This is a genomic window from Ruegeria sp. C6, assembly GCF_056537625.1.
Window position 1 is genome coordinate 593,103 of record NZ_JBQFRW010000001.1, and the last position, 25,564, is coordinate 618,666.

At 58.0% G+C, this 25,564-nt stretch carries 23 protein-coding genes; 17 read left to right on the forward strand and 6 right to left on the reverse strand.

The window, feature by feature from the left end:
* Window positions 1-29 precede the first annotated feature (29 nt).
* The gene (locus tag ACR0MJ_RS02930) at window positions 30-1,841 is read left to right on the forward strand and encodes an ABCB family ABC transporter ATP-binding protein/permease (protein ID WP_170512862.1); all 1,812 of its coding nucleotides are present in this window, start codon (window positions 30-32) and stop codon (window positions 1,839-1,841) included.
* A gap of 136 nt (window positions 1,842-1,977) precedes the next feature.
* A complete protein-coding gene (locus ACR0MJ_RS02935) occupies window positions 1,978-2,301 on the forward strand; it encodes a hypothetical protein (RefSeq protein ID WP_170612419.1) in 324 nt (107 codons plus the stop codon).
* Window positions 2,302-2,347: 46 nt separating this feature from the next.
* On the opposite strand, the gene ACR0MJ_RS02940 is transcribed toward ACR0MJ_RS02935, so the two are convergent.
* Window positions 2,348-6,163 carry an efflux RND transporter permease subunit gene (locus ACR0MJ_RS02940; protein ID WP_480735841.1) on the reverse strand — a complete coding sequence of 1,272 codons (3,816 nt, stop codon included), beginning with the start codon at window positions 6,161-6,163 and terminating at the stop codon, window positions 2,348-2,350.
* Window positions 6,160-7,383, reverse strand: coding sequence for an efflux RND transporter periplasmic adaptor subunit (locus ACR0MJ_RS02945; protein ID WP_480759087.1), 1,224 nt, complete (start codon window positions 7,381-7,383; stop codon window positions 6,160-6,162). Before ACR0MJ_RS02945 ends, ACR0MJ_RS02940 begins: the two co-directional genes overlap by 4 nt.
* 226 nt (window positions 7,384-7,609) lie before the next feature.
* Between ACR0MJ_RS02945 and ACR0MJ_RS02950 the strand changes: the two genes are divergently transcribed.
* The 5 genes from ACR0MJ_RS02950 (at window position 7,610) to ACR0MJ_RS02970 (ending at window position 12,993) form a co-directional block, all read left to right on the forward strand.
* The gene (locus tag ACR0MJ_RS02950) at window positions 7,610-8,281 is read left to right on the forward strand and encodes a hypothetical protein (protein ID WP_480759089.1); all 672 of its coding nucleotides are present in this window, start codon (window positions 7,610-7,612) and stop codon (window positions 8,279-8,281) included.
* Between the two features lie 40 nt (window positions 8,282-8,321).
* Complete coding sequence (locus tag ACR0MJ_RS02955; RefSeq protein ID WP_480759092.1) at window positions 8,322-9,644, forward strand: outer membrane protein assembly factor BamB family protein; 1,323 nt, start codon at window positions 8,322-8,324, stop codon at window positions 9,642-9,644.
* A gap of 49 nt (window positions 9,645-9,693) precedes the next feature.
* Complete coding sequence (gene der, locus ACR0MJ_RS02960) at window positions 9,694-11,157, forward strand: ribosome biogenesis GTPase Der (RefSeq protein WP_170396374.1); 1,464 nt, start codon at window positions 9,694-9,696, stop codon at window positions 11,155-11,157.
* Window positions 11,158-11,321: 164 nt separating this feature from the next.
* The gene (locus ACR0MJ_RS02965; RefSeq protein ID WP_480759096.1) at window positions 11,322-12,308 is read left to right on the forward strand and encodes a fatty acid desaturase; all 987 of its coding nucleotides are present in this window, start codon (window positions 11,322-11,324) and stop codon (window positions 12,306-12,308) included.
* 88 nt (window positions 12,309-12,396) lie between these two features.
* The gene (locus ACR0MJ_RS02970) at window positions 12,397-12,993 is read left to right on the forward strand and encodes a helix-hairpin-helix domain-containing protein (RefSeq protein ID WP_480759099.1); all 597 of its coding nucleotides are present in this window, start codon (window positions 12,397-12,399) and stop codon (window positions 12,991-12,993) included.
* A 52-nt stretch (window positions 12,994-13,045) separates the two neighbouring features.
* On the opposite strand, the gene serS is transcribed toward ACR0MJ_RS02970, so the two are convergent.
* A complete protein-coding gene (gene serS, locus ACR0MJ_RS02975) occupies window positions 13,046-14,338 on the reverse strand; it encodes a serine--tRNA ligase (protein WP_480759104.1) in 1,293 nt (430 codons plus the stop codon).
* A gap of 72 nt (window positions 14,339-14,410) precedes the next feature.
* On the reverse strand, window positions 14,411-16,075 hold the full coding sequence (locus ACR0MJ_RS02980; protein ID WP_480759109.1) for a mechanosensitive ion channel family protein: 1,665 nt from the start codon (window positions 16,073-16,075) through the stop codon (window positions 14,411-14,413).
* 192 nt (window positions 16,076-16,267) lie between these two features.
* On the opposite strand from ACR0MJ_RS02980, the gene yajC reads away from it, so the two are divergent.
* The 10 genes from yajC to ACR0MJ_RS03030 all read left to right on the forward strand — a co-directional run bounded on the left by yajC (window position 16,268) and on the right by ACR0MJ_RS03030 (window position 23,246).
* Complete coding sequence (gene yajC, locus ACR0MJ_RS02985) at window positions 16,268-16,555, forward strand: preprotein translocase subunit YajC (protein ID WP_155151194.1); 288 nt, start codon at window positions 16,268-16,270, stop codon at window positions 16,553-16,555.
* Between the two features lie 33 nt (window positions 16,556-16,588).
* Window positions 16,589-18,250, forward strand: a complete 1,662-nt coding sequence (gene secD, locus ACR0MJ_RS02990; protein WP_170403231.1) for a protein translocase subunit SecD — start codon at window positions 16,589-16,591, stop codon at window positions 18,248-18,250.
* 1 nt (window position 18,251) lies between these two features.
* Window positions 18,252-19,220, forward strand: coding sequence for a protein translocase subunit SecF (secF, locus tag ACR0MJ_RS02995; protein WP_170396385.1), 969 nt, complete (start codon window positions 18,252-18,254; stop codon window positions 19,218-19,220).
* Entirely contained in the window at window positions 19,201-19,959 is a 759-nt protein-coding gene (locus ACR0MJ_RS03000) for a TSUP family transporter (protein ID WP_480759112.1), read from the forward strand. Before secF ends, ACR0MJ_RS03000 begins: the two co-directional genes overlap by 20 nt.
* A gap of 10 nt (window positions 19,960-19,969) precedes the next feature.
* A complete protein-coding gene (locus tag ACR0MJ_RS03005; protein ID WP_170626639.1) occupies window positions 19,970-20,323 on the forward strand; it encodes an Mth938-like domain-containing protein in 354 nt (117 codons plus the stop codon).
* A 130-nt stretch (window positions 20,324-20,453) separates the two neighbouring features.
* Complete coding sequence (gene ccmA, locus ACR0MJ_RS03010; protein WP_170396391.1) at window positions 20,454-21,068, forward strand: heme ABC exporter ATP-binding protein CcmA; 615 nt, start codon at window positions 20,454-20,456, stop codon at window positions 21,066-21,068.
* Window positions 21,065-21,721, forward strand: coding sequence for a heme exporter protein CcmB (ccmB, locus tag ACR0MJ_RS03015; RefSeq protein WP_170396393.1), 657 nt, complete (start codon window positions 21,065-21,067; stop codon window positions 21,719-21,721). Before ccmA ends, ccmB begins: the two co-directional genes overlap by 4 nt.
* A gap of 61 nt (window positions 21,722-21,782) precedes the next feature.
* Window positions 21,783-22,556 carry a heme ABC transporter permease gene (locus tag ACR0MJ_RS03020; protein WP_170396395.1) on the forward strand — a complete coding sequence of 258 codons (774 nt, stop codon included), beginning with the start codon at window positions 21,783-21,785 and terminating at the stop codon, window positions 22,554-22,556.
* Window positions 22,553-22,711 carry a heme exporter protein CcmD gene (ccmD, locus tag ACR0MJ_RS03025; RefSeq protein WP_480759115.1) on the forward strand — a complete coding sequence of 53 codons (159 nt, stop codon included), beginning with the start codon at window positions 22,553-22,555 and terminating at the stop codon, window positions 22,709-22,711. Before ACR0MJ_RS03020 ends, ccmD begins: the two co-directional genes overlap by 4 nt.
* Window positions 22,704-23,246, forward strand: a complete 543-nt coding sequence (locus ACR0MJ_RS03030; protein WP_170396396.1) for a DsbE family thiol:disulfide interchange protein — start codon at window positions 22,704-22,706, stop codon at window positions 23,244-23,246. The genes ccmD and ACR0MJ_RS03030 overlap by 8 nt, the downstream gene beginning before the upstream one ends.
* Here ACR0MJ_RS03030 and ACR0MJ_RS03035 read toward each other — a convergent pair.
* Together ACR0MJ_RS03035 and ACR0MJ_RS03040 are read right to left on the reverse strand one after the other, a co-directional pair.
* A complete protein-coding gene (locus ACR0MJ_RS03035) occupies window positions 23,241-23,942 on the reverse strand; it encodes an SDR family oxidoreductase (protein ID WP_170396398.1) in 702 nt (233 codons plus the stop codon). The genes ACR0MJ_RS03030 and ACR0MJ_RS03035 overlap by 6 nt on opposite strands.
* 115 nt (window positions 23,943-24,057) lie before the next feature.
* On the reverse strand, window positions 24,058-25,560 hold the full coding sequence (locus ACR0MJ_RS03040; RefSeq protein ID WP_170403204.1) for a BCCT family transporter: 1,503 nt from the start codon (window positions 25,558-25,560) through the stop codon (window positions 24,058-24,060).
* Between the last annotated feature and the right edge of the window lie 4 nt (window positions 25,561-25,564).

Consider the following 25,564-nt stretch of genomic DNA (forward strand, 5'->3'; position numbering starts at 1 on the left):
CAATTCTCTGACCGCAGTTAAGGTACGTGATGAGACAACCATCCGCGATCAAAACCGATACGGACGAGCATCGTTCGGGCTGGCGAACCATCCGCAAGGTTTCGCCCTATCTTTGGCCCGAGGACGAGCCATGGGTGAAACGGCGTGTCATTTTGGCGATGGCGATGCTGGTGCTGGCCAAGCTGATCGCGGTGTATACTCCCATCCTGTACAAAGGTGCCGTGGATGGTTTGGCGGGCGAAGGTGTACCGCCGCTTGCGTTGGGTGCGATCGGATTGACCGTTGCCTATGGTGTGGCCCGCATGATGACTGTTGGCTTCCAGCAATTGCGGGATGCGTTCTTTGCACCGGTTGGGCAACGCGCGCTGCGAGCGCTGGCGCTTGAGACGTTCCAGCACATTCACCAGCTCTCGATGCGCTATCACGTGACCCGGCGCACGGGTGGTCTCAGCCGGATAATCGAGCGGGGCGTGAAAGGCGTAGAGTTTCTGTTGCGGTTTCTGCTGTTTTCAATCGGGCCGCTGATCCTGGAATTGCTTCTGGTGTCGATCATCCTGCTATGGTTATTCGACGTCTGGTATCTGGTTGTCGTTGCGGTGACGATTGCGCTTTATATATGGTTCACCTTTGCGGTGACCGAGTGGCGCGTGAAGCTGCGGCGCGAGATGAACGATCAGGATACCGAGGCCAACCAGCGCGCCATCGACAGCCTGCTGAACTTCGAAACAGTCAAGTATTTCAATGCCGAAACCCGTGAAGCCGAACGGTATGATGTTTCGATGAAGGGTTACGCGAAGGCCGCGCTGAAGACGGCCTATTCGCTGGCATTCCTGAATTTTGGCCAGTCGTTCCTGATCACATGCGGCCTGATTGGCGTGATGGTTCTGGCTGCAATGGGCGTGCAGAAGGGGGCGCTGACCGTCGGCGATTTCGTTATGGTTAATGCTTACATGATCCAGATAACCGTTCCGCTGAATTTTCTTGGCACGGTGTACCGCGAAATTCGTCAATCTCTGGTGGATATGGGGCAGATGTTTGATCTGTTGGAACAGCCAGCAGAAGTGATGGACAAACCCTGCGCCCCGAACCTGAAGGTAAATGGTGGGGAGGTCACGCTTGAAGATGTCCGCTTTGGATACGAGCCTGATCGCGAAATCCTCAAGGGCGTTTCCTTGACCGTACCAGCCGGTCAGACCGTTGCGATTGTCGGCGCCACCGGGTCTGGGAAATCCACAATCGGACGGCTGCTGTTTCGGTTCTACGATGTCACCGGCGGGTCGCTGAAAATCGACGGGCAGGATGTGCGCGATGTTAGCCAGTCAAGCCTGCATGCCTCGATCGGTGTCGTTCCGCAGGATACGGTCCTGTTCAATGACACGATCCGATACAATATCGCTTATGGGCGCGAAGGCGCGACCCAGCAGGATGTAGAGACCGCCGCCAAATCCGCGCAGATTCATGATTTCATCGTCAGCCTGCCAGAAGGGTACGATACCAAGGTCGGCGAACGCGGCCTGAAACTATCAGGCGGAGAAAAGCAACGCGTCGGCATCGCCCGAACCTTGCTGAAAAACCCGCCGATCTTGTTGTTGGACGAAGCGACGTCAGCCTTGGATACGGATACCGAGCAGGACATCAAAGATGCTTTGGCCCGGGCGGGTGAGGGGCGGACGGTGATTACCATCGCACACCGCCTTAGCACCATTGCCGAGGCCGACCGGATCGTCGTGCTGGAACGTGGTGAGATCATCGAGCAGGGCACGCATGATGAGCTGCTCAGCCGCGAAGGGCGATATGCCCAGCTATGGAACCGTCAACAGGCCGACAGCGAAGCGGCCTAGGCCCGACAGCCTTGACTGCCAATGATTGTGCGGATCGGTTCGAAAAGAAAATCGGCTGCTGTGGTACGGTTTCCGTTTGACGCGGATCCGCCGCCGCGACACTTTGCAGACCGAAACACAGACAAGGAAAAACTTCATGAAAATGCGAGCAGCAGCAGCGTTGACTGCAACACTGTTGATGGCCACTTCGGCGGCAGCCGAGGATCTGGAATTCTTGATTATCAACGAAACCAGCTATGACCTGGTTGAGTTCAACGTGTCTCCGGCCTCGTCCGGCAGCTGGGAAGGCAACCTGCTTGAGGGTGGTTATCTGGGCGCGGATTACGAAGTAGACGTCCTTATTGCGGACGGGCTGACCACCTGTGTCTATGACATCCGCGGTGTTTTCAGCGACGGAGAATCGATTGAAGACTATGGTCTGAACCTGTGTGATCTGGGCGAATACGCGTTCGTCGAGTAACGCGTCTGCCAGAATTGAAAAGGCGAGCCCGAAGGCTCGCCTTTTTTTATTCCGCCGCCTTCAACGGTGTTGTTGGAGGATGATCAGGGCGGTCGTCCTGAGCGCTCTGATCAGGGGCAGCTTTGTCCTGTTCATCGGTCCAGATCATTTCGGCTGCTTGCACATCTCTCGCGCTTTGGCCGATTGCCATGTCCTGCGCGATTTGGCTGGATCGGCCCGCCGTGGCGCGAGCCAGCGCCTTACCCAGCCATACCGCGTAGGTTGTGACCCACACTCGCAGCGCCAGGAATGACGGCGTCACGATCAGTGTCAACACCGTGGCCGTACCCAAGCCAAAGACCACCGCCGTGGCCAGCTGTTTCCACCACAATGCCGTGGGGCTGTCGATCGAATACCCTCCGCCGATGAAATCCAGCGACAGGCCGAACATCATCGGGGTCAGACCCGCCATTGTTGTCAGCGTAGTCAGCAGAACCGGACGGATGCGCGCCTCAGCCGTGCGGACAATTGCATCAATGCGAGACATGTAGCCGCTATATTCCTGGTAGGTGTCGATCAGAACAATGTTGTTGTTCACCACGATCCCGGCCAACGCCACGATCCCGGTCCCGGTCATGATGATCGAGAACGGTTGTTGCATTACCATCATGCCCAGCAACACGCCGGTCGTAGACAGAACCACGGCCAGCAGCACCAGCACCGAGTTGTAGAACGAGTTGAACTGCGCCAGCAGGATCACGAACATTAGACCCAGTGCTGCCAGGAATGCGCTGGACAGGAACGCCTGGCTTTCAGCCTGATCCTCCTGATCGCCGGTCCATTCCCAAGTGATGGTGCGACCAAAAGGGTCGGTTTCCAGCCACTCGGTCAGCACGGCAATCCGTTCGTTCGGATTGATCAGGGCAAACCGAGCGTCACCGCTTTCGATGGCGGACCGCACTTCACCCACGTTCTCGGCACCCGTTAGTTGAACGAGTTCGAACTCTGCTCCGTCCGCGCTGGTAATCGTGGTGCCAGTTGGTGTGGCACCTTCGCCAATCGCGCGCACGGTTGCCAAACGCAGCTCTGCACCGTCAGGACCGGTGGTCACGATCTTGCTCAGCCCAGGCTCGACATCCGCTTTAACGTCATAGTAGCGCTGTTGATCCGCGCGATTGATCTCGGCGAGCTTAGCCACGGGTTTGCGGGTGACGAAGTTCGACAGGGGGACCAACCCGTCCGGTGTGCGAACTTTCAGCGTATCCAGCGTCGACAGGACGCGATCCTGATCAGGTAGGCGGACGCGGATTTCTACCTCTTCATCGGTTGAATCCGGTCGCATTTCACCCAGCAAGATGCCACGCGTCACAAGCTGTACCATCGCGCCAACGGTTGCGACGTCCGCGCCGAATCGACCCGCCTTGGCCACGTCCACGTCGATCTGCCAGTCGATGCCGGGCAGGGGCAGGGTGTCCTCGATCTTGATCAAGCCGGGTGTGGTGTCAAAGGCTTCTCGTGCTGTGACGGTCGCGGCCGTCAGATCCTCCCAGCTATCGCCTTTGATGCGCAGATGAACGGGCTTGGCGGAAGCAGGACCTTGTTCCAGCGCCTGAAGATCAACGATAAAGCCAGGAAGGGTTGCCAGCTCTGCGGTTAGTTCGTCCAGAACAAAATTGCCGTCATATTCCGCCGCGACCTCTTCCTTTGCAAAGCCAAGTAGACCTGCAATCGGTCCCCAGAACCAACCGGTAATCTGTTCAGAGCTGATTGGGCGATCTTCCCAAGGAATGAGCTCGAACTGGACGCGACCAATTGTGTCGGCGGGGGCTTCTGCACCGCCATTGTTCTGATTGAGCCCACCTTCGCCCGCAAAGGCAAATACGTTGATCACCGCCGGGTGTTCGCTGATCACGCGCTCGGCCTCAAGAACCATTTCGTCCTTTTCAGCCAGAGACAGGTTGCCGCGCGCCCGGACATAGGCCGTGGCCTGTTCCGGTTCGCTTTCCACGAAGAATTCAACGCCGCGAGAGTTTTGCGGGAATATGATGAATGCGACCCAAAACACCGCTGCAAAGACGACTGCGATGGACACCACCGGCATGACCGGATTGCCGACCAGGAACTTGATCACATAACCGAAGGGCGTGTGCTCTTTAGCGGTATGAACATGTTCATCCGGGGCGCGTTCGATCTTGGCAGCACTCAGCGTGACCGACCCAGCGAAGGCGCCGAACAGAAACAGCAGCACGCCAGCAAGTGAACCGCCGGGCAGCAGATAGTTGGGGTTCAAAACCTGCATCGCGCCGAGGAAGATCATATATAATGAAGGCGGCACCAGAAGCACTCGCAGCCACCAAGGCGTGCGGGCTCGCAGCCAGTTCGAGCTGCGCTCGAAACTGCGGCTCATACGGCCCGAGACACCGCCCACGACCGGCAGGTAGATCAGTGCCACAATCAGCGAGGCCGACAGAACGAAGATCAGCGTGATGGGCAGCATCTTCATGAACTCGCCGGGAATACCGGGCCAGAACAACATCGGAAGAAATGCACACAGTGTAGTGGCCGTCGACGAAACAATCGGCCAGAACATCCGTTGCGCCGCCTCGACATAGGCGTGCATCGGACCAACGCCTTCTTTAATGCGCTTGTCGGCATATTCCACAACAACGATGGCGCCATCGACCAGCATGCCCACGGCAAGGATCAGGCCAAACATCACCATATTCGAGATGGTGACCCCGATCATCGCGAGGAAGGCGAAGCACAACAGAAACGAGGTAGGAATGGCAAAACCCACCAACAACGCGGCGCGTGTTCCCAACGAAGCCAATACCACGATCATCACCAGCGCGACGGCAGTCAGAACCGATCCTTCAAGCTGGCGCACCATTGAATCGACGATGCGGCTTTGGTCGTTTGAGGTGCCCACATCAACAGCGGCCTGCAGTTCGGCTGGCCACTTGATTTGTTCTTCGGCGACGGTGGCTTTGATCAGCGCAACGGTGTCGATCAGATTGAAGCCCTTGCGCTTGACGACCTGCAGCGCGACGGTGGGTTCGCCGTTGAACCGGGCTGTGCCCGCGCGGTCTTCAAACGTATAGTTGATTTCGGCCAGTTCGCCTAAGGTGACCACGCGGTCTCCGTTGACCTTTACGGGCAGGCCATAGACGTCCTGAGCAGTCTTAAATGACGACGGGATCTTGACCGAGAACGTGCCCTGTTCGGTCTCGACCTCACCTGCAGCGATCAGTTGGTTGTTGTTTTGCACAACGTTGATCAGTTCGGCGGCCGTGACGTTGTAGGCCTCAAGCCGCAGCGGGTCGATCACGACCTCAAGCATTTCATCGCGGTTTCCGGCAATGCCAGCTTCCAGCACTGCGTCCAACGCCTCAAGTTCGTCCTGCAGATCTTTGGCAACGCGTGCCATTGTACGCTCTGGTACCGGGCCGGTCAGGTTAACAATGACGATGGGAAACTCGGAGAAGTTGACCTCGGTAATCGTGTATTGCTCAGCCCCATCAGGGAAATCAGCTTGCGCGGTGTTCATGGCATCGCGCACATCCGCGATGGTGGCGGATTTGTCCCAACCGAACTCGAACTCCAGCAGAATGCCTGCGTAGCCCTCGGCGGCGGTGGCGGTCATCGTGTCCAACCCGTCGAGATCGGCCATCTCGGTTTCCATCGGCCTGATCAGCAGGCTTTCGCTGTCCTCGGCTGAAATCCCTGGAAACTGCACCGACACAAAGAGCATCGGGATATCGATGTCGGGTTCACCCTCTTTTGGGAGCCCGACATAAGCATACCCGCCGATAACCAGCGAAATCGCGATGAAAGCCAGCACCATTCTGGCACGGCTTGCGGCCCAACTGACGATACCCGTCATTGCGATGCTTCCCTGTATGTCGGCGCGACCGTCACACCACGTGTGACGAATTCCTGCCCGATCACGATGATATCAGCAGTTTCCGGCAGGCCACCAACCCATACACCATCAGCGGTGTCACGCAGAAGGCGGATCGGAACAAAATCAACGACATTGTCGGCTACCACGGTGCGAACACCAAGCTCACCTTCATTGTTCAAGGTCAGTGCGGATTGGGGCAGCAGATGTGCCTTGACCCCTTCGGCCGCGATCTGAATGTTGGCGGTTTGGCCGTCACGGATCAGCAGTTCCGGGTTTGGCACTGTGATCTCGACCTCGAATGTCCGCGTGGTTTCATCGGCCGAACGGCTGAGGAAGGTCACGCGCCCCTCGACCTGCAGACCCGTAACCAACTGCGCAGTTGCCATCGATCCGACAATGATCCGATTCACTTCTGATTCAGGCACAAAACCCACCAGCTTGATCGGATCGAGCTGGATGACGGTTGCGCAGAGCGAGCCGGGCTGCATCAGGCTGCCCAATTCCGCAGTATCACTTTCAAGCAGACCCTTGAACGGTGCGCTGATGGTCAGGCGATCAATCTCGCGCTGAGCGGCTGCTACTGCTGCGGTGGCGGCTTCAATCCCGGCTTGCGTAGCTTCCAAACCAGCCTCGGCGGATTTGATTCCGGCCTCGGCAGTGCTCATTTCAGCTTCGCTTGAGATACGGCGCGTTTCTGATCCAAACCCGGTTTCAGACAGCTTGCGGGCTGCTTTCAGATTGATTTCGGCTTCAGCCAAACGGGCGTGAGCTTCTTCCAGGCGCGCTTCGGCCTCGGGAACGCGGCTTTCGGCCTCAAGCTTGGCTGCCATGGCTTCGGCCAGGCTCGCGGGCCGGGTTCCGGGGTCAAGCTCGCACAGCAGATCTCCTGCTTCGACAAAAGCTCCTTTGCGCTTGGGCTCGGACAGGACTGTCGAAATGGTTTCGGCAAGGACCTCGACCTGGCGGTTTGCCTTGGTCTGACCCCGTAATTGAACGGCGCTGCCGATCTCGCGCGCAGATGAGCGCAGCACAACAACGCCGATCGAGTCCGGTGATTGCACCGATTCCGAGGCCTCGGTCGCGGTCTCGGATGGTTCGTCTCCGCGACCTGCAAATGCAAACAGCGCGTCGCGCTCGAAAACAAGAAAATACAACGCAACAATAACCAAAATGGCGTTAACGAATGAAATCAATCGCATGCGGTAGAATCTCCAGATCTGTTCGCGCGGTCGGCTTTAGCCGCTATCCCTTAAAATGGGGCTGTGGCCATGTCTTTTCCATACTGAACTGAATAGTTCGGTTTAGTTTTTTACGCAAGGGTCACCCACATGGTGGCAAATGTATGAATTCGGGCACTTGGCTTGGCCTGATCGCCGGGGTATGACATGGCGCTAGAAAACCGGACACTTAAGCCTGGGGGCAGGGATGAGCGACGCCGACAGTTTTATTGAAGAGGTCACCGAAGAGGTGCGCCGCGATCGCATGTACCTTCTTTTGCGCCGTTGGGGCTGGGTCGGTGTGCTGGCTGTCGTGGCCATTGTCGGGGGCGCTGCGTTCAACGAATACCGAAAAGCACGCGATACCAACCAGGCCGAGGCTCTAGGTGATGCGATTCTGTCAGCGCTGGCTGAAAACGGATCGGTCGAACGGGCACAAAGCCTGCAGGCGATCGATGCTGCGTCTGTCGGCGGTGACGCGGTTTTGAACATGTTGCTGTCCGCCTCTCAGGCCGAGGCCGGATCGGCGCAAGATGCGGTGAACAGTCTGAACGCGATCGCCACGCAGGGGGATTTGCCCGAAATCTATCGCGCGATTGCAAGTTTCAAGGCATTGCTACTGCAAACTGACACGATGCCAGTGGCGGGTCGTCGTCAACAGTTCGAAGCGCTGGCCATACCTGGTGCTCCTTTGCGTCTGCTCGCCGAAGAACAATTGGCCCTGATCGATGTGGCCGAGGGCAATACGCAAGCCGCTTTGGACCGTTTGCAGGCGTTGCGCCAGGACGCCGAGGCCAGCGTCGATCTGCAACAGCGCGCGGCTCAACTGATCGTCGCGCTTGGGGGCGAACCCGAGCCCGTGGCGAACCAGCAGGGTTAACCGGCAGCGAAACGGAACATCACAGGCGAGTTTGTAGATTATGCTATCACGTTATTTCTCAGGCTTCGGATTTCCCGTTGCGGCAGCCGCGCTCACCGTTCTCAGCGCCTGTCAGGAACCCGAAGTCATTCTGCCGGGTGAGCGTGAGGATATTCGTGCCTCCATCGACAACGAAACCGTTGAAACCCGTGGCACCAAACCGATCAGTATTCCGGCTCAAAGCCGCAACGCCAACTGGTCGCAAAGCGCGGGTACACCCGCCTTCCGTACTACCAACGCAGCGCTGAGTGCCACACCGCAGCGTATTTGGTCTGCTAACATTGGGTCCGGCGATAGCCGAAAACAGCGGATCACCGCAGACCCTGTTGTTGCTGGTGGCCTGATATATACGCTCGATTCCGGGGCAAATGTCTCGGCTGTTACGCCCCAAGGGCAGGTCGCCTGGAGCACAAACCTGATCCCGCCGAATGAAAAGGACGGGGATGCCACAGGCGGAGGGCTCGCCTATGCCGACGGTGTGCTTTATGTCTCGTCGGGTTTCGGTAGGCTGACCGCCCTCGATGCGAAATCCGGGGCGCAAAGGTGGCAGAAACGTCTGAATGCAACTGGCAGCGGTGCTCCTTTGGTTAGCGGCGGCATACTCTATCTGGTGGCCGGGGACGAAACCGGTTGGGCGGTGAATACCAAGGATGGGCGGATCATCTGGCAAATCGAAGGCACGCCGAGCGTCGGCAACGTTCTGGGTGCACCTGCTCCCGTGATTGCCTCGGACCTGTCAGTCTTTGCCTTTGGATCGGGTGATGTCGCGGCAACATTCCGCCGGGGCGGTATTTTACGCTGGAACGCGTCCGTTGCAGGCGGGCGTCGGGGCCGAGCGGCAGCTCAGATCGTGGATGTGACCGCCGGGCCCATGGTGTCGGGTAGTTCGGTCATAATCGGCAACCACTCGGGGCGCACGGTTTCCTTCGACGGGAATTCGGGTGAGCGGAACTGGACTGCACCGGAGGGGGCCGTTGATACAGTCTGGCCGGCGGGGAACAGTGTTTTCCTGATCAGTGATCGCAGTCAATTGGTACGGCTGGATGCAGCCGATGGCTCGACTGTCTGGGCCATCGATCTGCCGGGCTTCGTCAAGAACAAGCCGGGCCGCCGGGGTCCGATCTTTGCCCATTACGGCCCGATCATGGCCGGTGGACGCCTTGTCGTGGCTTCGAACGACGGCTATCTGCGCTTCTTCAATCCCGTCGACGGAGCGCTGGTGCATCAGGTCGAAGTGCCGGGTGGCGCGACCACGGCACCGGTTGTGGCGGGTCAGACGCTGTATGTTGTGTCGACCAAGGGCGAACTGCACGCTTTCCGTTGACGACAAGATGCGTTAAAGGGCGCATCTTGAGTCTTGAAAGTTGAGTATCATGTCGCTGACCCTCGCCATCGTGGGGCGCCCGAATGTGGGCAAATCCACTCTGTTCAATCGCCTTGTGGGCAAACGCCTGGCATTGGTCGACGACCAGCCCGGCGTAACGCGTGACCTGCGCGAAGGTGAAGGGCGGCTGGGCGACTTGCGTTTTACCGTGATCGACACGGCGGGTCTTGAGGACGCAACCGATGACAGCTTGCAAGGTCGGATGCGCCGCCTGACCGAGCGTGCAGTGGACATGGCCGATGTCTGCCTGTTCATGATTGACGCGCGGGTGGGCTTGACGCCCACGGACGAAATGTTCGCCGAGATTCTGCGTAAGCGCTCCAAACACGTGATCCTGGCAGCGAACAAGGCCGAAGGGAACGCGGCTGATGCGGGCGTGCTTGAAGCATACAACCTTGGCCTTGGCGAGCCGGTGCGTCTGTCGGGCGAACATGGCGAGGGGATGACGGACCTCTATGCGCAGTTGATGCCACTGGCTGACGCGGCTGAAGAGGCGCGCGTAGAAGAGACACCGCAAACCGATATCGAGCTGGACGAAGACGGGGAAGGCGAAGCCCCGCTGATCACCGCTGACAAACCCCTGCAAGTCGCAGTAGTTGGCCGTCCGAATGCCGGTAAATCCACCCTGATTAACAAGATCATCGGCGAGGATCGATTGCTGACCGGCCCCGAGGCCGGGATCACGCGCGACGCGATCAGCTTGCGGATCGACTGGGCCGACCCTGATGGGGACAGCACCCCGATGCGGATTTTTGATACCGCCGGAATGCGGAAGAAGGCCAAGGTGCAGGAGAAGCTTGAGAAACTCTCGGTTTCCGACGGGCTGCGCGCAGTCAAGTTTGCCGAGGTCGTCGTCGTGTTGCTGGATGCGGCTATCCCATTCGAGCAACAGGACCTGCGCATTGCCGATCTGGCCGAACGTGAGGGTCGTGCTGTGGTCGTCGCCGTCAACAAATGGGATATCGAAGAAGACAAACAGGAAAAGCTGCGCGATCTGAAAGAATCCTTCGAACGCTTGCTGCCGCAGTTGCGTGGAGCGCCGCTGATCACAGTCTCGGCTAAAACAGGCCGCGGTTTGGAACGTTTGCGCGCCGCGATATTGCGTGCCCATGACGTGTGGAACCGCCGCGTGCCGACCGCTGCGCTGAACCGTTGGCTGACCGCCATGCTGGAACAGCACCCGCCGCCAGCCCCGCAGGGGCGCCGGATCAAGCTGCGGTATATGACGCAGGCCAAGACCCGCCCGCCCGGGTTTGTGGTCATGTGTTCGCATCCGGACAAGATGCCTGACAGCTATTCGCGTTATCTGGTCAACGGCCTGCGCGAGGATTTTGATATGCCGGGCACCCCTATCCGCCTGACGTTGCGCGGACAGGGCGATAAGAACCCCTACAAAGGGCGGCGCAAGAAAAACGCAGGCGCACTGGCCAAGCATCTCAAGGGACGGGCGTAACTGCGCTAATTTCCAGCATTTTCAGAGAGGGGGCGTGACAGCCCCGTTTCTGCGCGTTAGCATTCAAGCACGTGCATTTGTTTTGCACGTGCTGCTTGTTTGCGGGATCTCCGCACTTAATTTTGAATTTGTGATTGGTCGGACCTCCGTGGGGAGCGGGCGTGATGGATCTGAGAGAATATACAAGACAATACGCGGTGCAGGACAACAAGCTTGCCGCGCTCAGTTATTTCGGAACATTCGCGGTGTATTTCGCATCGCTTACATTGGCGATCACCTATATCGACCGCTGGTACATCATGATCCCGGCGGGGATCGTTTTTGCCTTCTCTGCCGTGCGTCTCTATGTCCTGCAGCATGATTGCGGGCACCATTCGTTGTTCGAGACGCGCGAGCAGAACGAATGGGCTGGCCATGGGTTATCGCCCTTCACATTTGCCCCGTTCGAGGTGATGAAGCAGAACCACAATCTGCATCACGCCGGAATCGGCAACCTCGAGCATCGCGAGACCGGTGAAATCCACACCATGACGCTGCGCGAATGGAACGAGGCGGATTGGAAAAAGCGTTTGTTTTACCGACTGTATCGGAATCCCTTCATTCTGGTGCCGGTTGGCGCGCTATTCACATACTTCATCCGCTATCGCTGGCCCAAGAACACCGTGCGGTTCGGTGTGATGGGCGTGGTGCTGCACAACCTCTCGATTGTTGTGTTTTTGGGACTGCTGTATTTGATCGCCGGTGCCACCGGCATTCTGGTCTGGCTGGTGTTTTCGCTGCTGGGCGGGATGCTTGGGGTGTTCCTGGTGTATTTGCAGCACAATTTCGAGGACACCTACTGGGATCGCCGCCCCGAGCTGGATCCAAAGCTGGCTGCGTTGGAGGGGTCCTCGGCGCTGGATTTCGGCTGGTGGTTCGATAATGCGGTGGCCTGCATCACATTGCATGACATCCACCATTTCAATGCGCGCATCCCATCTTACCGGCTGCGCGCGTGCCACTATAACCTGCCGCCAGAATACACACCGCGACGGATCAAGTTTCCCGAGGCAGTGGCGGCGCTGAATCTGAAACTATGGGATGAAGACGCCAAAAGACTTGTCCCATTTCCCAGCCGAACTGCAGGCCATCGCCTGGCCGAAAGCGGGTAACCTCCTATCTAATTCTTGAATTGGCGCTCTCTCAGGAACGTATGTGCTGTGCATTTACAATCTGGGGGAGTTAACGAAAGGAAACGAAATGACCGCAGTTACTGAGGTGCGTGGCGTAGGGCCAGCGCTTGCTAAGGCATTGAATGCAAAGGGCTACAAAACAGCAGAAGCCATTGCCAAGGCCAAACCGGAAGATCTGTCCGGCACCCCGCGCGTCGGTTCCACCCGCGCAGCTAAGCTGATCGCGGCTGCGAAAGAAGTCGTCGGTGCCAAGCCCGAGCCCGCGCGCCGCGCTGCCACCCGCAAGCCTGCCGAGCGGAAATCGGCTGTGCAGCGCGCGACAGCCAAAAGCAATGCGGCTGCGAACAAGGCCGAGGCCGAGCGTAAGGCGGCAAAGGAGCGCGCGGCGGCAGAACAGGCCGCTGCCGAGGCCAAGGCAAAGAAAAAGGCGAAAGCCAAGGCCAAGGCTGAAAAGGCGGCCAAGAAGAAGTCTGAAATGGAGGCGGTGTTTTCCAAAGCCAAGGAAAAGGTCAAGGAAAAGACCAAGAAGGGTAAGAAAAACAAGAAGCCCAAAAAAGACGTTAAGAAAAAGGACGCCAAAAAGAAGGACGATAAGAAGTCTGACAAGAAGAAGTCCGAGAAGAAGCCCGGAAAGAAGAAAGATAAGAAAAAGGCGAAGAAGTGATACTTCTGCGCCTTGTCTGATCGGAAACCGGCGCCTAAATGCGCCGGTTTTTTTATGTCAGCGTGCCGTTGGTCTGAAGGGTTAGCTTGCCGCCCAGATAGGGTGCCAGAACCTCGGGCAGGGTGACCGTCCCATCCGCATTCTGACCATTTTCCAACACAGCTATCAGGCAGCGCCCCACGGCCAGGCCCGAACCATTCAGGGTATGGACATATTCTGGCTTGCCCCCGGCCTCTGGCCGGAAGCGCGCATTCATGCGGCGCGCCTGAAAATCCCCGCATGTCGAGACCGAGCTGATCTCGCGATAAGTATTTTGGCCCGGCAGCCACGCCTCGATGTCGTAAGTGCGTCGTGCACCAAAGCCCATGTCGCCGGTGCACAAGATCACGGTGCGATAGGGAATGCCCAGCTTTTCAAGAATGCCTTCGGCGCAGCGCAGCATACGTTTCTGTTCATCATCCGACTTGTCCGGTTGGGTGACCGAGACCATCTCGACCTTTTCGAACTGGTGCTGCCGCAGCATCCCGCGTGTGTCCTTGCCGGCACTACCAGCCTCGGACCGGAAGCACAGCGAATGCGCGGTATAGCGGCGAGGCAGGTAACTCTCCTCGATCATCGTGTCGTTGACGATGTTGGTCAGCGACACTTCGGAGGTTGGAATCAACCACCAGCCTTCGCGGGTTTGATAGCTGTCCTCGCCAAACTTCGGCAACTGACCAGTACCCTGCATCATTTCCGAGAGAACCAGAACCGGGCCGTTGACCTCGGTCAGATCATTCTCGTTGATATGGGTGTCCAGCATGAACTGCGCCAAAGCGCGGTGGATGCGCGCGACGCCGCCCGAAAGCAGCACAAAGCGCGAGCCAGAGAGTTTGGCGGCCGTCTCAAAATCCATGCCGTTTTGGACGGCATCGATTTCGAAATGCTCTTTAGGTGCAAAATCCAATTCGCGTGGTGTGCCCCAGCGGTTGATTTCGACATTGTCGTTCTCATCCGCGCCTTCGGGCACATCCTCGGCGGGCAGGTTCGCGATGCGGATCAGCTGGTCGGCCAGCAGAGCATCCAGATCCTTGGCCTCGGTCTGCATCCGCGCCACTTCGGCCTTTTTCTCGGCGACCAGAGCGCGCAGGCGTTCGAATTCAGCTTCATCCCCGCGCCCTTTGGCAGCGCCAACCTCTTTGGAGGCCTTTTTCTGCTCGGCCTGAGCTGTCTCAGCAGCCAGAATCTTGGCGCGGCGGCTTTCGTCCAGCCTCAGCAGGTCTGACGACACCGGCGCGTCCCCACGGCGCGCAAGGGCGGCGTCGAAGGCGGCTGGGTTTTCGCGTATGGCGCGGATGTCGTGCATGGTTCAGATCCTTAACTGCGTGAATCACTGAATCCGCTTATGCACCATCTGAATGGCAGGGTGTAGCACCGGTTACGACTTATCCGATTCCTCGTGGGATTCATGCGCCAGATGGCCATCCCACTCTTCGGTTGGGATTTTCGGCTCGGGCGGGTCGGCCATGTACGAAGGTGTCATGATCTGCACGTTATTCTCATTGAACACGGCCACGATGTTGCGGTGCAAATCCGAGCGGATTTTGGGAATGATGCTGCCTCGCGTGGTATAGCCGTTGATCTGATAGTTGATCGCGTAATCGGCCAGGGCGGTCCACAAAACAAAAGGTTCGGGCTTGGCCTTGATTCCCTTGGTGCGATGGGCTGCCTCGATCAGCATCGCTTCGATCTTTTCGGGCGGCTCTTCATAGCCAATCCCGACGGTCGTATGCAGCAGCAACCCGCTACCGTCTGTTCTTTTTGAGAAATTCACCACGTCCGAATTCATCAATTGGGCGTTCGGGATCGAGATCAGTTCATTCTTGATGGACTTCAGATGCGTCTCCATCAACTTGATCTGCACCACATCGCCAATATGGTCCCCGATCTGGATCCGATCCCCAATCGAGGTTGAGCGGCGATAGATCACGAAGAGCCCCGCCAGCATGTTCGACACGACCGAGTTTGCGCCCAGCGACAGCATGGCACCAACCAGAATCGTCAGCCCCTGAAACGCCGCCGAATCTGATCCGGGGATGTAAGGGACAGCAAAGACCAGAGCGATCAGGATAACGACGACGCGGGCGATGTTGAAGGTCGGGTTCACCCAGTGGCTTTCAAAATCGCCCATGTCAAAGGTTCCCGCCTCGACGGCGTCAAAGAACACACGCATGCCCCGGATAATATACAGCGTTATCCATGCGATCAGTATCAACATGATCAGGTTTGGGATGTAGCTGAGGATGCCTTTGAAGATCAGCAGGACCGGCTCGGTCAAGTAGGTCAGCAGGAGTTGCGCGAAATAGCGCGTCTCGGCAAAGGCAAGCAGAACGAAGGAGAGGTAGTAGTAGAAGCCGAGGAAAAAGATCACCAGCAGGACAAAATTCAGAGCATACCGGATCAACGCGGCGATGGCCTCGGCCTGAACACTTTTGGCGGTCGCGGTTTCGACATCCTTGAGGTAACGCTTGACCAGTTTCAGCGTACGGCGGCGAATGCGCCGGTGCAGCCACAGGATAACGACGACAAAAAGCGCGAATCCAGCTGTCCATGCTAAGGCTTCGATGGCACCCGAAACACGCGCCTGTTCGGTGCGGTTTGCGCGATAGCTTTCAATGGATTGTTTAATAGCGTCGCCGTGCAACAAACTGAGAACGTTCAAGTCCATCTGCTCAAGCTCGGAATCGGCATCGGTCACGATCGAAACTTGAACACCATCGGCAAAGATTCGAATGCCGAACTCTGAGTCCTCGAAGGTTATAGAGACCTGCTCGGCGTCTGAGGCCTCGGCGATTTCGATTATCTTGTTCTGTACACCCGCGGCCCGTTCCGGTGCGGGCAGTGCGCTGGAGCCGCGCAGGTGAAACAAGGTGTCGCCGTCAACGATAACCGGAGCCTGAAAAATCTCTGACTCAGTGTCTTCTATAGCAGGCTCTTCGCTAGTGGCGTTCTGTGCCCATACGGGCGACGCCAGAAGACCTAAACAGGCTGTCACGAGCATCAGGCGAACAAACGCGCCAAGGGTCTGGATTGATTGAATCATTAGGCCTCCTGCCACAGGACTATATCTGACTGGAAGGGTCTGCCTAGAACATATCTGCAACGTCCGGCAGCAAACCTTTGAACCCGATGGTCGAAATGGGGCCAGGTTTGCTTGCAAACCCATGTTTCAAAGCATAGGTTCCCGCAAACTTTGCAGAGAGCTCTCTGCATCATCAGAACAAAGGAATATCCCATGGAAGGTGGCGCAATCGCCCAGTTTCTCCCGCTGATCCTGATCTTCGCGATTATGTATTTTCTGCTGATCCGTCCGCAGCAGAAAAAGATGAAGGAACATCAGGCCATGGTCGAAGCCGTGCGCCGGGGCGATCAGGTTGTCACCCAAGGCGGGCTGATCGGCAAGGTGTCGAAGGTCAAGGAAGGCGACAACGAGATCGAAGTCGAGATCGCCGAGGGCGTTAAGGTTCGCGTGGTCAAATCGACCATCGCTCAGGTTCTGAACAAGACCGAACCTGCGAAGTAACTTCGCGCGACAATTCCTTGAAAAGGCAGGGTAATGCTGCAAATTGATTCCTGGAAGCGGGTTCTGATCTGGTCGGTCTGTGTGATCGGTCTGTTCCTTGCCCTGCCGAATGCGTTTTATACGCGCGTAGAACAATCTAACGATGCCAAGGCTGCGATTGAGCTGGGCATTGATACACCTGAAATGCAGGCCGAGGCCGCGCAATGGCCGAACTGGCTGCCGTCGTCTCTGGTCAATCTCGGGCTCGACTTGCGCGGCGGCGCGCATTTGCTTGCCGAGGTCAAGGTTGATGATGTCTACGAATCCCGGATGGAGGCGATGTGGCCCGAAATCCGCGACGCGCTGCGTGATGAACGCGCGACGGTCGGCACGATCCGTCGTCAGGATTCGGCGCCTGACGAGATTCGCGTGCGCATCAGCCAACCCGAGGGCATGTCCCGCGCATTAGAGGTTGTGCGCGGTCTGGCCCGACAGGTGCAGACGCTGACCGGGGCAGGGGCAACAGATATAGAGGCCCGCGCTGAGGGGGACACTATCGTTGTCCAACTGTCCGAGGCCGAAAAGCTTGCTTCGGATGACCGCACCGTGCGCCAGTCCCTTGAGATCATCCGCCGTCGGATCGACGAGGTTGGCACACGCGAACCAACTATCCAGCGCCAGGGCGCTGATCGTATCCTGATTCAGGTGCCCGGTATCGGCAGCGCCGGGGAGCTCAAAGAGATTATCGGCACGACGGCACAGTTGACGTTCAATCCTGTCGTTGGGCGCGGGACTGACCCGGATGCCATTCCGGGCGTTGGTGAGAAGCTTGTGCCATCGATCGATGAAGATGGTGTGTACTACACTCTGGACGCCGCACCCGTCGTGACCGGTGAAGAATTGGTCGACGCGCAGCCATCCTTCGACCAGAACGGCCGCCCTGCGGTCAGCTTCCGGTTCAACACCTCTGGCGCGCGCAAATTCGGCGATTACACGCTAGAAAACATTGGCGCACCCTTTGCTATCGTCCTGGATGACGAGGTGATCTCGGCCCCTGTAATCCAAAGCCATATCCCAGGTGGTTCGGGCATCATCACTGGCAACTTCACAGTTGAAGAAAGCACCAATTTGGCCGTTCTGCTGCGCGCAGGTGCCTTGCCTGCAGGTCTGGACTTCCTCGAAGAGCGCACCATCGGCCCTGAGCTGGGTCAGGACAGTATCGACGCAGGTAAAGTCGCGACAATCGTGGCCTTTGTCGCCGTGTTGGTATTCATGGCTCTAAGCTACGGCCTGTTCGGCATCTTCGCCAATATTGCGCTGATCCTGAACGTGGGGCTTTTGTTTGGCCTGCTCTCACTGATCGGCGCCACGCTGACCTTGCCCGGGATCGCGGGTATCGTGCTGACCGTCGGCATGGCAGTTGACGCCAACGTGCTGATCTTCGAGCGTATCCGCGAAGAGCTGAAATCTGCCAAAGGTCCGGCGCGTGCCATCGAGCTGGGATACGAAAAAGCGCTTTCGGCCATTCTGGACGCAAACGTGACCACATTCATTACCGCAACCATCCTGTTTGCCATGGGCAGTGGTCCCGTGCGCGGCTTCTCCATTACGCTTGGTCTGGGTATTCTGACCTCGGTCTTCACCGCGATCTTTGTGACGCGTCTGATGATCGTGATGTGGTTCGAACGCCGCCGTCCGAAAACGATCGAGGTTTGACATGAGACTGAAACTCGTACCCCAAAACACCTCGTTCGATTTCTTTAGCCGTTGGAAGGTCTGGCTGGGCATCTCGGGTTTGATGATGGTGATCGCATTCACGTCATTCCTGCTGCAAGGGCTGAACTTCGGCATCGACTTTCGCGGCGGCACCACGATCCGGACCCAAAGCGCGCAAGAGATCGACGTCGGCGCCTATCGCGACGCCATCGCGCCGCTTGAGCTTGGCGATGTGACTATCACCGAGATTTTTGATCCCACCTTTGGCGAGGATGAAAACGTCGCGATGATCCGCATTCAGGCACAGGACGGGGCCGAAGCTGTGGCGGCCGCAACCGTCACAGCCGTCGAAGAAGCGCTGACCGTTGCCGCGCCGGATATCCAGTTCGTCTCGGTAGAATCGGTTGGCCCCAAGGTTTCGGGTGAGTTGATCCAGACCGCGGTCATTGCGGTCGCCTTGGCGATTGGCGCAGTGCTTGTCTATATCTGGCTCAGGTTCGAATGGCAGTTCGCACTCGGGGCGGTCGCCGCGTTGGTGCATGACGTGATCCTGACAATCGGCATCTTCTCGGAACTACAAATCCGTTTTGACCTGGCGATCATCGCCGCTCTTCTGACTATCGTCGGCTATTCGCTGAACGACACCGTGGTCGTCTTCGACCGGGTTCGCGAAAACCTGCGGAAGTACAAGAAGAAAGACCTCAAAGAGGTGCTGAACATCTCGATCAACGAAACGCTCAGCCGGACGGTGATGACCTCTGTGACCACGCTGCTGGCGCTGATCTCGCTCTATGTACTGGGCGGAGACGTGATCCGAGGCTTTGTCTTCGCGATGATCTGGGGCGTGATCGTCGGGACCTATTCGTCTGTCTTCGTGGCCTCGACCATCCTGCTGTGGTTGGGGGTCAAGCGCGACTGGTCGAAGCCGTCGAATACGGCGGGCAACCAGTTTGCCAACATTGATGCCTGAGTATTTCGGCCAGACCCCAACCGGTCTGGCCGTTATTATTTTCGCCGCCTTTGTTGGGGGCATCGTGCGCGGGTTCTCCGGCTTTGGGACGGCCCTGATCTTCCTGCCCATCGCCAGCCCGTATCTTGGCCCCTTCGGTGCCATCATCGCGCTGACGGTCATGGACATATTTGGCCCGATCCCGAACCTGCGCCGCGCAGGGACGGTTGTTGACAAGGCAGATCTGATGCGCCTTTTGGTCGGGTGCGCGCTACTTCTACCGGTTGGCTTATGGCTGCTAACCCGGACCGATCCCGAAGTGTTTCGCTATATCGTCAGCCTGATTTCATTGTCGATGCTGGCCGTTCTGGTTTTTGGTCTGCGCTACCGGGGAGCGGTATCGCGTGGCATGGTTGCTGCGATCGGCGGGGCTGCAGGGCTACTGGGCGGGGTAGCCGGGATACCGGGGCCTGCTGTCATCCTGTTTTATATGTCACGGCCCTTACCGGTTGAGATCATCCGCGCGACGATCCTACTGTTCCTGTTTGCTTTCGATTTGCTGATCCTTGGATATCTCGGTGGGATGGGGCGTCTTTCGATCGCGAGCATCGGATTGGGCCTTGCTTTGGCAGTTCCCAACCTTGCGGGCAACTGGCTGGGAGGCTGGATGTTCCGACCCGAGTACGAGAACCTCTACCGCGCCGCAGCCTATCTGGTGATTGCAACAGCGGCCTTGTCCGGCCTGCCGCTTTGGGGCTAGAACCCTGCACATGCGCCTGAACGAGATCACATATACAAACGCTCAGCCGGTTGATGGCTATGGCCCCGGGTTCTTTCGGATAGGCGGGGAAGTTCATGATGGGGCAGTCCTGACCGGCCCCACCGGTACATCGGCTTGGGCGGGTTACTCCGACGCCCAGACCCTGCTGGCCTTGTCCGAACATGTCGATGTTCTGTTCATCGGTACGGGCAAAGAACTGACCCACATCCCAGCCGACTTGCGCACCACATTGGAAGAGGCAGGTCTGGGTGTCGAAATCATGAACTCTCCGGCGGCCTGCCGCACCTACAACGTGCTGCTTTCCGAAGGCCGCCGCATTGCGCTTGCGCTGATCCCGGTCTGAGGATCTGTTCTTCCACTGGCTAAAAATATCTCGGTGAGTGTGAGGGGCTGGCCCCTCACTGCGATCCGACCAGCCGCTCTGCGGCAATTCCGACCTTTTGCCCACACGCACAATCCGCTAAGCGGGCTTCATGACTTTAAAGGTAACCGATCTGGCCATCGCACGCGGCGGAGTTCCCGTGCTCGAAGGGCTGAGCTTCTCGCTTGAGGCAGGAAGGGCGCTGATTCTGCGTGGACCGAATGGGATCGGAAAGACAACATTACTGCGTACGCTTGCGGGCCTGCAACCGCCGCTGGCAGGGCAAATCGACGGGGCAGAAGACCAGATCGCATACGCGTCCCATTCCGACGGGTTAAAACCGACCCTGACCGTTGTCGAAAACCTCAACTTCTGGGCGTCGGTCTTTGGCACCCGTGATATCCAGCACGCCCTTGATGCGTTTGAGCTGAACGAGTTGGCTGACCGCCATGCGGGCAACCTTTCGGCAGGGCAGAAACGGCGTCTGGGATTGGCGCGTATGTTGGTTACTGGCCGCCCGATCTGGATGCTGGACGAGCCGACGGTCTCGCTGGATCGTCACGCCGTGCAGATGTTTGCGGATGCTGTGCGCGCGCATCTGGGGCAGGGTGGTTCGGCCCTGATCGCGACCCATATTGATCTTGGCTTGGACGGAGAGGTTCTGGACGTTGGCCCCAACAAGGCCAAGCCCAAGCCCATCGACGATTTCGACGGAGGTTTCTTGTGATCGCCTTATTGCTGCGTGATCTGAAATTGGCCTTCCGTGCGGGGGGTGGCTTTGGTCTCGGTCTTGCTTTCTTCCTGATCGTCACCGTTCTGGTGCCATTCTCGGTTGGCCCGCAATCTTCGCTGCTTTCGACCATCGCACCGGGCGTTCTTTGGCTGGGCGCGCTTTTGGCGTGTCTGCTGTCACTTGATCGCCTTCTGGCGCTGGATTGGGAAGACGGCTCGCTTGATCTGCTCGCGACCGCGCCGCTTCCGTTGGAATCGGTTGTTACCGTCAAAGCGCTAGCCCATTGGCTAACCACCGGATTGCCGCTGGTTCTGGCCGCGCCGTTCCTAGGCGTGTTGCTAAACCTGCCTGTACCCGGGTTTTCGTGGCTAGTGATCTCACTGCTCCTCGGTACTCCGGCGATGAGCGTTATCGGCACTTTTGGCGCGGCCCTTACTGTTGGTCTAAAACGGGGCGGTCTGCTACTGTCGCTTCTGGTTTTGCCGCTCTACGTGCCGACTTTGATTTTCGGAGCCGAGGTCGCCCGACGCGGTGCGACAGGCATGGAGACGCAAACGCCCCTGCTAATGCTGGCAGGGATTACCGCCGCAACGGTCGCACTTTTACCCTTTGCCAGCGCAGCGGTACTGCGCATCAATCTTAGGTGATGGCCACAAAGCTTGACTGAGGTCAATTGAGAACCACGCCGACTCGGACTAGATAGAGCCCATGACAATCGCAGCCAAAGCCAATGCCCTTTGGGAATACGCCAACCCGCGTAAGTTCCTCGCGACCAGCGAACGGGTCCTTCCGTTCTTCTGGATCAGCTCAGGTCTTTGTCTGGTCGTCGGATTGATCTGGGGCTTTTTCTTCACCCCGGATGACTACAAGCAAGGCTCGACCGTAAAGATCATCTATTTGCATGTGCCCGCCGCGTTGATGGCGATCAATTGCTGGCTGATGATGCTGGCAACTTCGCTGGTCTGGCTGGTGCGTCGCCACCATGTCAGTGCGCTGGCTGCCCGCGCCGCTGCGCCCATCGGCATCGTGATGACGCTGATCGCATTGGCCACCGGAGCGATCTGGGGGCAGCCCATGTGGGGGACATGGTGGGCCTGGGACCCGCGCCTGACCTCGTTCCTCATCCTGTTCCTGTTTTATCTGGGCTATGTCGCCCTGTGGGAGGCCATCGAAGACCCGGACACCGCGGCTGACCTGACCTCGGTCCTTTGCCTTGTGGGTTCGGTCTTTGCGTTCCTCAGCCGGTATGCGGTGAACTTCTGGAATCAGGGGCTGCATCAGGGGGCTTCGGTGATGCGCGCCGGGGCGATCACAGGCACGGATACTGAGGAGAAGGTAAGCAATATCTACTTCTATCCACTGCTGCTTTGCATCATCGGCTTTGTACTGCTGTTCATTGCGCTGGTCTTCTATCGTACGGGCACAGAAATTCGCGCCCGCCGGACCAAGGCGCTTATGGCGCGTGAAAGGGTGAGCGGATGATGCCTGATCTTGGAAAATATGCCGATACCGTCTTGTGGTCCTATGTCGTGTCAATCGGACTTCTGATCGCATTGGTGGGTTTCAGCGTGATCCGGGGCCGTAAAGTACGGGCCGAGATGGAGAAGTTTGAACAAAGGATGTCACGCAATGGCTAAGATTTCGCCCCTGATGATCGCGCCTCCGCTGATTTTCGGCGCCTTCGCTGTACTCGCGGGCATCGGCATGTTCCGCGACGATCCTAACGCCTTGCCCTCGGCGCGCGAGGGTCAGCCAGCGCCGCCGGTTGTACTGACCGAGTTCGCGGGCAAACCGGGCTTCGATGATGCCACACTGCGTGATGGCGAGGTCAAGCTGGTCAACTACTGGGCCAGTTGGTGTGCACCATGCCGCGTCGAACACCCCAATCTGCAGGCTCTGTCTGACGAGGGTATCCCGGTCTATGGTATCAACTACAAAGATCAACTGGACAACGCCGAAGGATTTCTTGCCGAACTGGGCGATCCCTATGCCGGTATCGGTCGGGATGAACAGGGCCGCATGGGGCTGGACTGGGGCGTCTACGGTGTGCCCGAAACCTATGTGATCGACGGTGAGGGCACGATCATCCTGCGCTGGGCTGGTCCGGTCACTCAGCGGGTGATCGAAAGCACGATCCGCCCAGCACTTGAGAAAGCCGCAGGTGGCTCATAAGCGATAGCCACCGGTGACGCCCAGAACCTCACCAGTGATGAAGGATGCGGCATCGGACGCCAGAAACCTGACGACTTTGGCGATATCCTCGGGCTTTCCCGCGCGACCTAAAGCGGTTTCTTTGACAAACAGCGCGGTCAACTCCTCGGACCGGGGCGCTTCGGGGATGTTGATCGCACCCGGCGCGACTGCATTAACGCGTATCCCCTTTGGCCCAAGCTCCTTTGCCATGGCGTGGGTCCATAGATTCAGGGCGGCTTTGCTGGCCCCATAGGTCACCGCATCCCGAGGCGGCAAGACCGCGTTCATAGATGAGATACTGACGATTGAGGCGTCGCGTTTCAAATGTGGTAGCGCAGCAGCCAACAATGCGGCAGGGACCAGCAGGTTCAAATCCAGAATGGCGCGGTGGTCCTCGGCCCGAAATTCCTCTTTGGGGGTAGATTTCACAAGGCCGGCATTGTTGACGATCACATCCAGCCTTCCAAACCTCTCGATCACCTGCGAAATCACGCTAGCCGGCTGGTCGGGCGCAGATAGATCGGAGCGTATGGCCAGAACATCCCCACCCAGTAGCTCGGGCGTGGGTTTGCTCGACAGCCAAGTAAACGCGACGCGGTGATCACGGCTGAGGTCTTCGACGATTGCACGCCCAATTCCGCGTGCACCGCCGGTTATCAATGCGACTTTGTCCATAATCGTAGGAAATCGGTAAAATGGCTGGGCTTCAAGCCGTTACTTACGGACCAAAATCCAGATCATCGCGCCGATGAATGCAAAAGTGGTCAGATTCATAAGCGTATCCGTCAGATCACCGATCAGCATGGCTCAGCCCCTCTTCTCGTAGCCCTCGGAACAGGCAGACCATCAGCAGAACCGAGATGAACACAAAGGGCAGCGCCCCGAGTGAGATCAGGACTTTGACCGATTCCACCGAGCCCGAAAGGATCATCGCGACACTCAATAAGCCCAGCAATGCACCCCAGATCAGCCGCACGCGCGGGGGCGGGTTTTCATCCCCCTGGGACGAGAATGTACCCAGCACAAAGGCCGCGCTTACAACGCTGGTTACGATGAACAGAAACGCCGCTGCTACGGTTGCAAGTATTGTGATCTGCGATAAGGGCAAACGGTCGAGCAGGGCGAAGGTCACACGCTCGATGTTTGTTTGCGTATAGGCCAGCAGTTCTCCGGCACCGTTGAGCGCCTCGAACAGACCGATGCCGCCGAAGGCACCGAACCAAAGGATCGAGAACAGCGTGGGCGCAAAGAGTACTCCGATCACGAATTCCCGGATCGTGCGACCGCGAGAGATACGCGCGACGAACACACCAACAAAAGGTCCCCAGGCGATCCACCAGACCATATAGGTGAGGGTCCAGTCGCTGAACCATTTGGTGACGTCATCGCCGAAGAAGGTGAAGGTCTGAAAGCCCCGAGGGATGACATTGGTGACGTAATCGCCGAACCCTTGAACCACAGTGTTCAACAGATACTCTGTAGGCCCGAGGACCACTGTGTAGGCCACAAGGCAGATCGCGATCAGCATTGCCGCATTCGACAAGCGCGCCATGCCTTGGCCAAGGTCGATTAACAGAGCAGGGATGTAGGCTGCGACCATCGCCAGGAAAACAACGCCGATCAGAAGGGCACCAACCGTTTCCCGGCCACCCAGAACCGCAATCCCGTCCGCAACCTGGAACACACCCATGGCCATTGAACCGCCAACACCGATAGAGATTGCAACAATGGCCATGAAATCCGACAGCCACCCGACCCGCTCGGCCCAGCGTTCTCCTGGGAACAGGCTTTTGATCGGTGCACTGACCATCATGCCTGTCCCGCGCCGAAAGCTGAAATAAGCAATGGTCAGCGCGGTCGAACCGTAAATCGCCCATGCGTGCAGGCCCCAATGGAAGTTTGTTGCCAGCATGGCCTGCTGCGCGGCGACATAGTCGGGTGCCATGCCCGAGATGAAGTTGAAATGGGTAAGGGGCTCGGCGACCGCCCAGAACAGCAGTCCAACGCCCATTCCTGCGGAGAACAGCATTGAGATCCAGGTGGCGGTCGAGAACTCGGGCTCTTCATCATCCCGGCCCAGACGGATTTTGCCATAGGGCGAAAAGGCCAGAACCAAACACCCGATCAACATGCCTGAGGCCGCGAGCATCACGAACCAACCGCGACTGTGGAAGGTTTGTTGCACGATGCTATTGGCCCAAGTCACCAAGCTTTCGATATCGACGACGCCCCAGATCCCGATCACGGCGATGACGCTAAGCGAGCAAACCAATAGGGCGTTGGGCTTTTTCATGGTG